Annotated in this window: 11 protein-coding genes; 2 read left to right on the top strand and 9 right to left on the bottom strand. The window is 40.6% G+C overall.

What is annotated here, in order from left to right; genetic code table 11:
- Positions 1-111: 111 nt before the first annotated feature.
- From AABK40_RS08945 to hemN, 6 genes are all read right to left on the bottom strand, one after another.
- Positions 112-465 (bottom strand): hypothetical protein, encoded by a 354-nt coding sequence (locus AABK40_RS08945; protein WP_338396817.1) that lies wholly within the window; start codon positions 463-465, stop codon positions 112-114.
- A 226-nt stretch (positions 466-691) separates the two neighbouring features.
- Positions 692-1216 carry a GNAT family N-acetyltransferase gene (locus tag AABK40_RS08950; RefSeq protein ID WP_338396818.1) on the bottom strand — a complete coding sequence of 175 codons (525 nt, stop codon included), beginning with the start codon at positions 1214-1216 and terminating at the stop codon, positions 692-694.
- A gap of 93 nt (positions 1217-1309) precedes the next feature.
- The gene (locus tag AABK40_RS08955) at positions 1310-1561 is read right to left on the bottom strand and encodes a hypothetical protein (protein ID WP_338396819.1); all 252 of its coding nucleotides are present in this window, start codon (positions 1559-1561) and stop codon (positions 1310-1312) included.
- Between the two features lie 146 nt (positions 1562-1707).
- Entirely contained in the window at positions 1708-2232 is a 525-nt protein-coding gene (locus AABK40_RS08960) for a hypothetical protein (protein ID WP_338396820.1), read from the bottom strand.
- A 135-nt stretch (positions 2233-2367) separates the two neighbouring features.
- Positions 2368-3417: a hypothetical protein gene (locus tag AABK40_RS08965; RefSeq protein WP_338396821.1), complete on the bottom strand. Its 1050-nt coding sequence runs from the start codon at positions 3415-3417 to the stop codon at positions 2368-2370.
- Positions 3418-4093: 676 nt separating this feature from the next.
- On the bottom strand, positions 4094-5458 hold the full coding sequence (gene hemN, locus AABK40_RS08970; RefSeq protein WP_332919008.1) for an oxygen-independent coproporphyrinogen III oxidase: 1365 nt from the start codon (positions 5456-5458) through the stop codon (positions 4094-4096).
- Between the two features lie 170 nt (positions 5459-5628).
- Here hemN and AABK40_RS08975 point away from each other — a divergent pair, with 170 nt between their 5' ends.
- Together AABK40_RS08975 and AABK40_RS08980 are read left to right on the top strand one after the other, a co-directional pair.
- Positions 5629-6609 (top strand): acyl-CoA synthetase family protein, encoded by a 981-nt coding sequence (locus AABK40_RS08975; protein ID WP_338396822.1) that lies wholly within the window; start codon positions 5629-5631, stop codon positions 6607-6609.
- A gap of 94 nt (positions 6610-6703) precedes the next feature.
- Entirely contained in the window at positions 6704-6853 is a 150-nt protein-coding gene (locus AABK40_RS08980; RefSeq protein WP_332919006.1) for a hypothetical protein, read from the top strand.
- Positions 6854-6933: 80 nt separating this feature from the next.
- On the opposite strand, the gene AABK40_RS08985 is transcribed toward AABK40_RS08980, so the two are convergent.
- The 3 genes from AABK40_RS08985 to lpxK all read right to left on the bottom strand — a co-directional run bounded on the left by AABK40_RS08985 (position 6934) and on the right by lpxK (position 12017).
- Positions 6934-8553, bottom strand: a complete 1620-nt coding sequence (locus AABK40_RS08985) for a PAS domain-containing sensor histidine kinase (protein ID WP_338396823.1) — start codon at positions 8551-8553, stop codon at positions 6934-6936.
- Between the two features lie 541 nt (positions 8554-9094).
- Positions 9095-10945, bottom strand: coding sequence for a putative porin (locus AABK40_RS08990; RefSeq protein ID WP_338396824.1), 1851 nt, complete (start codon positions 10943-10945; stop codon positions 9095-9097).
- 37 nt (positions 10946-10982) lie between these two features.
- On the bottom strand, positions 10983-12017 hold the full coding sequence (gene lpxK, locus AABK40_RS08995) for a tetraacyldisaccharide 4'-kinase (RefSeq protein ID WP_338396825.1): 1035 nt from the start codon (positions 12015-12017) through the stop codon (positions 10983-10985).
- Positions 12018-12302 lie beyond the last annotated feature (285 nt).

The raw sequence follows: 12302 nt of genomic DNA on the forward strand, positions 1-12302 counted from the left end.
TCTAATCGGTCTGTTTTGAATATGGTCATTTTTGTGTGGTGGTTTGTTTTAATTCGATAATTACACAGGCAAATAGCGTCGCATAAACCCATGGACAAAACATTTTTCTTATTATTCTTCACTCAACTGAGAATCTAAATAACCTGAGTTTAAAAACTTATTTTCAAGTATTTCGAATTTTTCTTTCAAAGCGTCTAATAGATCATCTAACTTTTCAAACCCGCCAATCTCAACACCATACATTTCATCGGGCTCTACTGAACTAAAATGATAAATTGACTCTACACCTTCATTTCTTTCGTCGAAAACTTCAAATACAAGTCCAGTATATTCATCTTTACCCTTCTCAATAGTTAAATATCTATGACACCTAAATTCATCGGAATAATACTCACCCAAATATTGCTCTACTTGTCTTCCTCTATTCAGCTGAGCTATAACTTCATCTATCAATAAATATCTCATAATTGTAAAACTAATTCACTCAGGACATGGAAGTGTGAACTGTAGGATTAAATTTCATTCAACTCTATGCTTGATAAGTTGATCTGACAAAATCACATAACAAAACCTTGGGCATACCCCAATACAATGATATGTTCTAAAACAATTCCCATTAAGATAATTATAATTACAGGCAATCAGAACAAATCGGCAATTTAGAAAATATCGGTTTTTAGACCATTTCTTCTCACTGCTTTAACCAATCTGCCTTTTCAAGGATATACCTCCTGTCCAAGGATTGATCACGTTCATTATAGAATTCTCTAACAGGCTTGAAGAACTTCTCCAACACTTTTACAGACTTGAGATTTTCTGTATTCACATCTGCGGTGAGCGTCGATAGTTCCAAATCGTTGAAACAGTAGGCAATTAGATTTTTAGTTACCTCGGTAGCATATCCAACACCCCAATATTTTTTTCTGAAACGATAACCAATCTCCCGTTGGTCTTCATCATTCGTCAGAAAACCACAAAGGCCAATCATTTCATCTTTACCCTTTTCATGAATACCCCAAATGATCTTTTCTTTTATCAGCGGATTGGTTGGGTAATCAATAAATCCGTTGAACAATGCTATAATTTCTTCTTCCGTCCTTTTGGGTGCGGGAATGGGATCGATAATCTCTGGAGCGGACATCAATTCAATAAAGAACGGTAGGTCTGCCTCTTTCATTTCCTTGATTTCCAATCGGTCTGTTTTGAATATGGTCATTTTTGTGTGGTGGTTTGTTTTAATTCGATGATTACACAGGCAAATAGCGTCGCATAAACCCATGGACAAAACATTTTTCTTATTATTCTTCACTCAACTGAGAATCGTTTCCCAAGACTCGTTTTGGACTTTTTTTGGTAGTTGTAAATATCTGTATAGTTTTGTTGGAGGTTCAACGCACGCCCAATCATCATCTTCCTCGGTATATTCAAATGCACCAACAAAATACATCATGTACCCCTCTTCTCTTTCCATTAATCCCAAATTGAACGCAATCACTGCATCAGGAGGCGTCCCGTGTTGCTTTTCAATATTTTTCAGCCAGTTTAATATTTCATTCTTCATTTCTATCTCTGATTTCCTTGAAAGAAAAAGGGAAGCTAATTATTGAGTGCTGTCTTTGTTCAATTTTTAAAATTGATTTGGGAATCACCCTTCCAAACAATAAATGAATTTATGCATTGGGCTTATTCGGTATTGGCCCACGTATTTCAATTTATTTCAAATATATTCTTCAAAAAATTCACTCTTTCTTCTTCTGCCCAATTATCCGAGAATACTGAAAAATTGTATGCGTATTTATTTTTGGCTCCATAAAGAAAAATGGTATTGGCGTTGTTTCCACTGGCAGTCCAAATGACGAAGTTGTTACTTTTGGAACTCTCTTGAATTTCATATCCATGTTTTTCATAAAAGTCTTTCTCCCATTCAAAAAACTTCATCGCAAATTCTTTATCGCTTATTGAATCATGGTAGAAAGGGTATTTCTCTTGAGGGTTTTTGGTAATAGCAATAGAAGTCGAGTCTTTATCAACGAAGAAGTGTTGTCGACTAACTTCATTGTATCTGGTTTTAGTCCATTGCCCTGGTATCTCAATGCTCCCATAGGGCAGAAGGGACAATGTTGTGATGTTCGTAGATTTGTCATAGCTATCTGCCACAATCACTGAAGTTTTGGTTGTAGAACAGCTAATTGTAAGCCCAAGAACAATAATTGCAAAAAGTTTGTATTTCATCTCATTATACACTGACTCCGATATAGACTACTTCATCCCCACAACTCCACCAAGTCTACATCAATAAAAAATAATTTTCATTAAGGTATTCATTCACCCCAATTATGAAATAGGTTTTTGGACGCAAAATTGGTCTTATAGTTTATTAGCCACATGGTTTATCCATTCGACGAATCCAAGCATTACCTTGTCCCAATTCGCTTTTTCATAGTTTGGTCTCCCATTTTCGCCAACTTCAAAGAAGTTGTGTTCTAAATGTAAATATCTTTTTAGGGTTAAATTACTTTTATTAACACTAATAAAGAAAAGTGGAACAATATCGCATAAATCGGAAGTTCGATCCTCAGTTCCGTAAGCAAGATAAATTGGGATATCTAATGAAAGCCAATCATCATAAAGTGGTTCAGAGAATGATTTCCACCCCTCTAATCTTGGATAAGCTTTAAGTGAATCAGGGTTGTGAGCTATTTTGAAATAATCGTACTGAAGTTGCATTAAAGTATCCGCCTTTTCCCAGCTAATCTTCCCCAATTGAGCATCGAGTCGTGCTTGGCGTATGAATTGATCAACTCTTCCGAAGGGGTTGGGACTGAATAAACCCAAATGGGTTACCATAGGATTATTCACCGCAATCTTGGTTGCTACTTTGGATCCTTGTGACATACCCGCGACAATCAATCCGCTGGTTTCCACCCAATCTTTAGTGGCTAAAAACTCAAGGACTTTATTCCCCCTGCTTACATAGTTATCGAGGTAATCGGCTTCAATAAACTGCTCCGAAAGTGCACTTGGCTTATTTGGATCAGGCACATATAAGAACTGCTGATTCAAGTTTGCTCTGGAAACAACCACAGGTGTATGGGGCATGGATATCACCACCAAATGATAATCTTCTACGATTTTTGCATAGTCAAAATTAGCGATTCCACCCCCTTGAAAATAATATTTCCATTCATTCTCTCGCCCAAGCATTTCACCAAACAAGGGTTGAGGTAATGAACCTTGACACCACAAAAATATGGGCTTTTTCTTATCCAGAATGGTATCAACAACAATGAATTCGATCGTATCTGTGTCGCCTTCGAGTTGAAATAAAGTAGCCTTTTCTTGAATAACCTTTCCTTTTTGAGCGAAAGTAAGATTGAATGAAAGCAAAAATAAAATCAGGAGTATTGGGTGGTGCATAATTACTAATAACTATGAAATAGACTCACTGCCTCATCTCCACAACTCCACCAAGTCTACATCAATAAAAAATAATTTTCATTAATATAATTATAATTAAAGGCAATCAAAACAAATCAACCATTTAGAAAATCATTCTTCACGTGGCAGTTTCCTGAGGAGAGATCACGGATTTGGGAATAGTCACCTGAAATGTTTAGGGCTATATGCTCTGCTATCGCCAAGGGGCTGTTGCATAACCGTAATTTAAAATTGCCCTACAAAATTTTATTCTGTTTGGTACGGGCGAACCCACTGTCATTAAGTTAAGGATTTTGGGCTGACTCAGGTGCAAATTTGAAATGCATGTAAAGGCATAATTCATTATGTCTCACGTAACCATTTGAATTAATCCAAGAGAAATCAGCGTTGTGTTAGACGTTAAAAATAACGTCTCTACGGGGTAAGGTGCTTAACTTAATGACATTACGGGCGAACCCACGTATTCGCCCGAAAATAGCGTTACAATGACTGTTTCGGTCAAACATTGGGTCTGACCCTACCAAAACGAAATATTACTTGGTGATATAAACTACAATGCGAGTTATCCAACAAACCCTCTATAGAAAGGAAAATCTCTGGTACAAAAAAAGCCACAGATTTTCACCTGTGGCTTTCCCTATTTTATGCTATCAATTTATATCGACTTACTGAATAATTGCTGATTATTGGCTGATTTCCGTGCTCGCAGGCGGGCATCGAACACCATACAAACGTTTCGGATAAAGGCAAGTCCTCCCGCTGTAACCTGTAAATGATCAGGACGAAGCTCAATGATTCCTTCCGCCTCAAATACAGCAAGCTGATCTTTGGCTGCCTGGTCGAAAGTGGCTTTGATTTCCTCAGTTAGCACCAAGGCATTATTACAGATCAGTTCCAAAAGTGCTTTTCGCAATACCAAATCTTCATCGGTGAGGAAGTGTCCTTTTATCAAATTTAAAGAGCCTTCCAAAATTCCCTTTTGGTAATCTTCCACCTTTTTTTCCGTTTGCGCAAAAGCTGTTCCTGCATCAGAAATTGAAGAGCATCCCAACCCAATCATCAACTCCGTCTGATTGGTGGTGTAGCCCATAAAGTTACGGTGCAAACGATCTTCTATAAACGCCTGATACAGTCCATCCTCTTCTAAAGCAAAATGATCCATCCCGATATCGTGATAGCCCATGGCCAACAAGCCTGCTTTTCCTGCTTCATACAGCGCTCGTTTTTCCTCATCAGAAGGGAGGTCATTTTCGTCATACGCCCGTTGCCCTTTGGCTGTCCACGGCACATGCGCATAAGAATAAAAGGCGATTCGGTCAGGGCGAAGATGATCGATCTTTTGCAGGGTATCCTGAATAATCTCTACCGTCTGAAAAGGCAAGCCATACACCAAATCAAAATTCACCGATCGGTAACCATGCTTACGTGCAAAGTTGGTGGCATCCACCACTTTTTGCAATGGCTGAATACGGTTGATGGTCGTCTGAACTTTCAGGTCAAAATCCTGCACACCGTAACTTACCCTGTTGAAACCCATCTCTGCCATCACCTGCAGGTGTGCTTCAGTGGTATTATTCGGGTGGCCTTCAAAACTGTAATCGTGTTCTTCAGGGATAATGACCGTATCAAAAATACTTGTAAAAAGGTGTTTGAGGTTTTCTGGCGAGAAAAAAGTAGGCGTACCACCGCCAACATGGATTTCCCGAAGGACTGGTTTGGCAGAAAGCTTCGACAGATAGAATTGCCACTCTTGCAAAACAGCCTCCAAATAAGGATCCTCTACTTTATGATTTTTGGTGATCCTTTTATTGCAACCACAATAGGTACACAGTTTTTCACAAAACGGAAGATGAACATACACGCTAATGCCCTGCTGATCATTGGTTTTGTCGAAAGTATGTTGTACCGCCTGAATCCAACGCTCAACGGAAGGGTTATTTTCTTCCCAGAATGGTACCGTAGGATACGAAGTGTACCGAGGTGCTGGGACGTTATATTTTTTTATCAAAGATTGATTCATAGTCAATACATCATGGTTCATTTTCCAACTGACGCTGGAACAATTAGACCGCAAATATCAGAAGATTGTTCTAAATAATAAAAATTCCCTTTGAGAATCATTAATTTCTTTTGCTCCAAACAGCGCATTGGCTACCTTTGCGCATTAAACCAAGTGTTTAGCGACCGTTAATGCAAAAATTAAAACAACGGGTGCTGACCGTCACACCAGAGACCTTCGACCAGTTAGCGCTGGATGTCTTCAGGTATCAGGCCGTCAACAACCCTATATATAAACAATGGATTGATTTGCTTGGCCTCGATGCCCAGGCGATCACTTCCGTCGATCAAATTCCATATTTGCCGATTTCCTTCTTTAAAAGTCAGCAAATCGTGAGCGGCCAATGGCAGATTCAGGACACCTTCGAAAGTAGTGGCACAACAGGAATGGCCACGAGCAAGCACTTTATCGAAGATCTTGGCTTTTACGATCAGCTTGCGGCCAAAATATTTGAAACACATTATGGCGCCGTAGAAGATTATGTGTTCCTCGGCTTGCTCCCCTCCTACCTGGAGCGCACAACCTCATCGCTGGTCAGGATGGTGGATCAGTTTATCAAGAAAGGGCGACATGCCGAATCTGGTTTCTTTTTGAACGATCATGAATCGCTGTTGAGCAGCATCGATCAGGTGAGAAAATCAGGTAAGAAATCTGTCCTTATTGGGGTAACATTTGGGCTGCTTGATCTTGCTGACGCACATCAGGCCGACCTGTCGGATGTTATTGTTATGGAGACTGGAGGTATGAAAGGACGGCGAAAAGAAATGTTAAGGGAGGAAGTTCACACCTTTTTACAAAACCGCCTGAACTTAAATGAAGTACACTCAGAATATGGCATGACGGAATTACTCTCGCAAGCGTATTCCAAGGGCAAATCGCTCTTTGAGGCACATCACAGTATGCGCATCAGCTTGAGGGAAACCAATGACCCGCTGTCAAGGGAAGTGCGTAACAAGACTGGCGTCATTAATGTCATCGACCTGGGCAATGTACATTCCTGTTCATTTATAGCCACCGAAGATTTGGGACGCCTGCATCCTGATGGCCGATTTGAGGTTTTGGGCAGGCTCGACAATTCCGATATTCGGGGTTGTAATCTAATGATTGGCTAAACCTTTGTGTAAACAATGGTTTTTACATATATTGTGAGATATTTTGAATATATTGTTTTTAAACTATACAACATAACCTTTTAAAAGCTTCGAGATGAAATTAAAGTTATTCGCATTGGTTTTGGTGCTTAGCAGTATGGGTGCTTGTACGCAATACACTTGCCCTACCTACTCCAAGGTCAAAAAAGAAAAGCCTGCACAGCAAGTAGAGCGCACATCAAATCAGGAAGATGTTAATGTGTAAGAAATCAACATTAATAATAAAAAATGCAAAAAGGCCACTCTTAGAGAAAGGCCTTTTTTATTGCTCCTGCATCAGTAAAATTACAGCGACTGCACTTTTTTCTGAGGAATAAAGATGGAAAATGTTGAGCCCACTTTAAGCTCACTCTCCACACTCACCCATCCCCCTAAATCCTCCACCGCATTTTTCACGACAAATAAGCCCAAACCATTGGAAATTTTAGGCTGAAGCCCCCTGTAAAACATGGTGAAAATATTGGGAATTTCATTTCTGTGAATCCCTTGCCCATTATCAATCACCTTGGCAGAAAGTCCTTTTTCGCTAATATCAAGGTGCACCGTAACGGACTGCGAATCCCCAAGCACATCCGCAAATTTAAAGGCATTGGCTATCAGGTTTTCAAAAATAACCGCCACTTTCGCTTCATTACCTACAAAAATCGGCAAAGGGAAATTCCCCGTAACCCGACTGATTTTCACTAAGGGGTAAAGGTGCGATTCATGCACCTTATTCAAAATATCCATCACCATTTGGCGAACATCTATTTGCCGAACAAATCGCTGATTATCCTTGGTCATGTTCAAATACTGCATGATCTGAAAGATAAACTGATCCATCTGTTCTGCATTATTCTCCATTCGCTCCATCAGGTCGGTCAACTCCTGCGGGCTCACGCCCAGTTTCAGTATGGAAATCAGCCCTTTTTGAGTCGCGACGGGCGCACGCAAATTATGAGCAATGCGATAAATAAGCTGATCGAGTTCCTGCTCCCGATTACTCAGGCGGTATTTCATTTCAGAAAGGGAATCTTTCAGTTCGTAGATTCGCTGTTTGGTGGTACTCAACTGATGCTCCTGCTGATCGGCCAGTGCCTTTTTGCTGTGCTCCTCGTGAATATCCTTGAAATAACCAATCAAATAAGTTTCCTGCCCCACCTTCTCTCTCTTCACTCCAAAAGCCACCCATCGGTAACCATACACCTTGTGGCGCAACTGTATTTCAAAATGATAAAACTTACCATGTTCAAGCGATAAAAACTTGGTACTTAGCGTCTGCCGAAATCGCGGATGAAGATACTCCATGAAATTCTGTACTGTTGGCGCCACACTCCGATCGTCCAAACCGAGGATCGTATATACCGTGGGCGAACACCAGCCTAATTCCTCCCCCACCTGCAACCAAAACCCGCCAACTTTGATTTCACTGCAAATCTCCAAAGACAATTTCTTATGAAGCAATAAAGCACGCTCATCTTTTTGCTGATCTTTAAGTTGAAAAGGGTGCGCAGAGGTCATTTTAAACTCAAAGCCTAAAATTTCAATCTCAGGAAACCATTGAAGAAAAATTCGGAAATAAACCTCTTCCTGCCCCTGACTAAGGCAACACATCATGTTGGTCGATCCCTGCTCATTATTATTATCCTGTAAAAACTGAGCGATCATCCATTGATCTTCATTTCGGAAAAGCGATAAAAAAATATTGGCATCACAGGGGCGCTCCACTTCTTTGGGTAAGGGAAAATATCTCGATAAACCATCGAGCCCCAGCACCTCGCCCTTATTCATGTCCCATAACAGGCAGGTATTTTTCCGTTCCACAGCTTGCACGATAAAATTCGACAGCTCCAAAGAATGAGAAAAATCTTTCAGGTGGGTCAGGATATGTTGGAAATTTAAAGGCTGCTCAAAGGAATTGTTCATACGATTAATCATCAATATTTTCTATCCATAAAGGTGTGGGTGGCAGTTACAAACCACAAAAAAACACCCTTAACGGTATTTGAAACAACGGTAATTATGATTATAGATGTCATAATTCCATGATTTTTTTAACCTCAAAGCCAAAGAAATTGATCGGGCGAATAATGGCGTTCATACCCACGCCCTGTTGATCTGGCAAGTTCAAAAATCCCCTTGTCAAATGACTGATTTATCTTACATCTGCAAAAATCATAACCTCCTCCAATTTCACCCCAACAGGCTTAAAAAAGCCGCTTTATGAAAAGTTCACAAAGCGGCTTTTTGCCATATATTACATCGGGGGGATTGACTGCTGTTACGACACCCAATGATTGCACCATTTATATTGTATTCAGATTACTCCGATACCCACAGATTTTTCTATTTCGTCCATCGGATATTGCCTATTGCAAATCCAAAATCAGTTTTTATTCTTTATTTCTGAAGAGGGGCTGCAAGAAAAGTGCACGTTATTTATGGGTGGCTCCCCTACCCCAACCGATTATTTATTGTCGAAGAATTGCCATACAATTCCCAAATCGAAAGTATTTTTATAGCCCGGGTAAAATGGCGTCATAAAATAACCATCACCATCCTGGGCGGCAATATTTCTCAGCTTAACGAAAAGGCGGAAACGGGTAATTTTCATCTCAACATTGAGGTCAACAATTGGCTGACCGAAGGTTTCGTAACCGTCTTGCAAATAAAACTGCTGAATTGTCGGGTCATACATCATGCCTTTATAAGCAGTGGTGTAGTTCAAATCTACCCCCAACAACACTTCGAGGCGGTTCGGAAAAACCTTATTAAAGTACAACGATGAGTTCGTCCACAGGGCAGGAATACGGATTATATCCTCGCCTCCACCGTTTACCGCTGAAGCCAATACGCTGTTTTCAAAATAAAAATTTTTCCAGAAATTGATTTTCATGTCCCAACCTGCTGAAGCCACCTGAACGGCATCACCGCTTTGCTTCGGCGAAGCCACCCCCACCCAGGGGTTGGTTTCATTGATCGGCAACTCATTGCCTCGGTCGGCATAATCATAATAAATCTTATTCACATAATTGGTCACATTGACTTTAGGCGCCAGATACAACCTGTTCCTGAATAAATTAAGGGTGATTTTCGCTTCTATCTGATCGACCTGAGTAGATTTAAAATCGTTGGTCCAGTCTGCATGATTGGAGAGATAACGCTGCTCTGTATAACCTGGTGCAAATTGCATACGGGTATACTTTACATTAAAATACTTATTGGTATAATCGCCGACCAACTTATGGTTAAACTCCTCATTAACTTCCCCAGCGATATTAATATAATGAAGAGAATCGAACTTCATCTTGATGGTTCCACCAACAAAATTTTCGAAATTCGAGGCCACAGGACCTAAGTACCTGCTACTGTAATTGCTGTATCGGTTTTTCAGGTAGGCAGAATAAAAGAATCCACGGTAAGTTCCTTTAATCCCCAAGGTGTTCGTAACAAAATTGAATTTAGAGTGGTCTGCCGTAGCATCAGGATCAATCAAAATGCTTTCGGCATAAGCAGGCTCCTGACCTGCCTCTGCATGTTCAAAGCGATTATTCTGCGCAAGGATGTCCAACTCCTGAAACAGCTGAAATTTTTCATCGAGCTGATAATTATTGAAAGTGTGAAAATTCATACGGCCATCTTTAGAAACCGCTTTTTTACTCAGCACACTCGATAACTCATATTCAAAATAGTTCGGGTTGTTCAAATCAACCACCACCCCGCCAGATTCCGCTCCTTTGGCATTAAAAAACACAAACTGTGTCGCGTTTTTAAACTTTCCATTATCCGAAATATAGTTCGTCCACAGGCGCACATCATTAATATCCTGCCCATTATCTCCACGACCAACACGGTTAAACGCACGCTCAACCACTAAACGGTTATATTCAAAGCCGATATTCCAGTTCGGCTTGATATTTCGTGTAAAAGTGAAATCCACAACCCCGCGGCCTCCACCGCCAAAAATTGCGGTAATGCTCGAGTACGGAGAAAGCGTCTGAAACAATGGGGTCTCCTTGGGCCGCTTATAATAGTAATCATAGGCACCCATTCCTGTACGTACACCAGAAGTTTCAGGTAATTTGGGGAAAATACTGAACATCGCCGAACCAGGATTTCCCAAATCCTGATACTGATACCCTTCCCTTTCTACTGGGTAAAACTTTGTTAAGCCCACCAGAACAGAGTCAATTTTATGATACTCGGTATTGCCTTCCTTAAATTGATCCAAAGTTTGGTATCGGATAGAATTGGTACCATACAAAACCTTGGTTGAGTCATTTAGGATTTGCGCATCAGAAATGCTTATTAACCCCATTACAAAAAGGGCAGTCAAAAGAAATTTAACCTTCACGCTATTTGATCTTCTTATTTTCAATCGCTTTTTTAACTATTTCATCAAAGGTCTGCCGATCCTTTAAAAATTCCACCGTAATCGGAATATAAAACAAAGGTAACGCATTCCGCCATGAATCAAATTCAGATCCACGTAATTTCACCGCATCCTTTTCCGTGGTGATTAAAACCTCGGCACCACTTTTTTCAAAATCAGCCTTGAGGGTGTTCAAATCCTGTTCATGATAATGATGATGATCCCGAAAAGACTGATGCCCCAGCAATCCAAAAGCCTGATCAACATATGCCTTGAAGGGCGCCGCCTTCGCGATGGCAGAGAAAGCATAAGCCTTCCCCTTTGCCTCATTGGCCGACCCCATTGGCAGGGGAGCGCCGTAACCTATTTTGGTAAAAAAAACGGGAACATCAGGAGCGTATTCGGCAATGTTATCACGGTACACCTGTTCGCTGATCTGCTCAGGGCATTTGGTTACAATAATAATATCTGCACGCTCAGCCCCCTTTCTACTTTCCCGCAATCGGCCAGCGGGCAGTATAAAATCGTCGAAAAAAGGCGCATCATAAGGCGTGAGCATAATATTGAGGTCAGGCCGAACATAGCGGTGCTGGAAGGCATCATCCAAAAGCACGGCACTGATATCCTCACGGCGCTGAATAATCTCAGGAATGGCCAGGGCACGCTCTTCGCCAACATTCACCATCACCTCCTTACCGTATTTTAACTGAAACTGAAAGGGTTCATCCCCGAGGGTTGTCGCATCATCCTCCGCCGCCGCACAGCGGTAGCCACGGGTTTTCCGGCCATAACCACGGCTTAGCGTAGCCACTTTTTCCTGATCTTTCAATAATCGGATCAGGTATTCAATCATCGGGCTTTTCCCTGTACCACCCACCGACAAATTCCCCACATTGATGGTCATGACATCAAAGTTGAAAGATTTTGTGTAATTGATATCGAAAAGGTGATTACGCAAACGAGTAACGCTTCCGTACAAGCCCGCAAAGGGCATTAGTATAATTTGAGATAAACGCATTTTCCAGTCAACAAAATTCGTTCAAAAATAATGATTTTATAGGCTCGAACGCTGTTTTTGAAGAATTAAATTTAAAGCTCAAAAATAAGCCCTGAACAACATAAAAAATTCTGTATCCTTGAGCGCATCTGTGGACAATCTAAAATCATGCAATAATTAAAGGACACACCAATCATATTTCCAACCCATTTCCCAACAAAAAAATCCAAAAATCACCATCCATTCGATAAAAACAACTATTTTTGGGTCAAATAATCATTTTTTAAGAATACATAAAGGAGAGAC

This window comes from Persicobacter psychrovividus (genome assembly GCF_036492425.1).
GTDB lineage: Bacteria > Bacteroidota > Bacteroidia > Cytophagales > Cyclobacteriaceae > Persicobacter > Persicobacter psychrovividus.

Excerpts from the sequence above, each read along its gene's own strand:
- AABK40_RS08975 (WP_338396822.1), top strand. The coding sequence starts at position 5,629 with ATGCAAAAATTAAAACAACGGGTGCTGACCGTCACACCAGAGACCTTC.
- AABK40_RS08950 (WP_338396818.1), bottom strand. The coding sequence starts at position 1,216 with ATGACCATATTCAAAACAGACCGATTGGAAATCAAGGAAATGAAAGAG.
- AABK40_RS08990 (WP_338396824.1), bottom strand. The coding sequence starts at position 10,945 with ATGGGGTTAATAAGCATTTCTGATGCGCAAATCCTAAATGACTCAACC.
- AABK40_RS08965 (WP_338396821.1), bottom strand. The coding sequence starts at position 3,417 with ATGCACCACCCAATACTCCTGATTTTATTTTTGCTTTCATTCAATCTT.
- hemN (WP_332919008.1), bottom strand. The coding sequence starts at position 5,458 with ATGAATCAATCTTTGATAAAAAAATATAACGTCCCAGCACCTCGGTAC.
- lpxK (WP_338396825.1), bottom strand. The coding sequence starts at position 12,017 with ATGCGTTTATCTCAAATTATACTAATGCCCTTTGCGGGCTTGTACGGA.
- AABK40_RS08960 (WP_338396820.1), bottom strand. The coding sequence starts at position 2,232 with ATGAAATACAAACTTTTTGCAATTATTGTTCTTGGGCTTACAATTAGC.
- AABK40_RS08985 (WP_338396823.1), bottom strand. The coding sequence starts at position 8,553 with ATGAACAATTCCTTTGAGCAGCCTTTAAATTTCCAACATATCCTGACC.
- AABK40_RS08945 (WP_338396817.1), bottom strand. The coding sequence starts at position 465 with ATGAGATATTTATTGATAGATGAAGTTATAGCTCAGCTGAATAGAGGA.
- AABK40_RS08955 (WP_338396819.1), bottom strand. The coding sequence starts at position 1,561 with ATGAAGAATGAAATATTAAACTGGCTGAAAAATATTGAAAAGCAACAC.
- AABK40_RS08980 (WP_332919006.1), top strand. The coding sequence starts at position 6,704 with ATGAAATTAAAGTTATTCGCATTGGTTTTGGTGCTTAGCAGTATGGGT.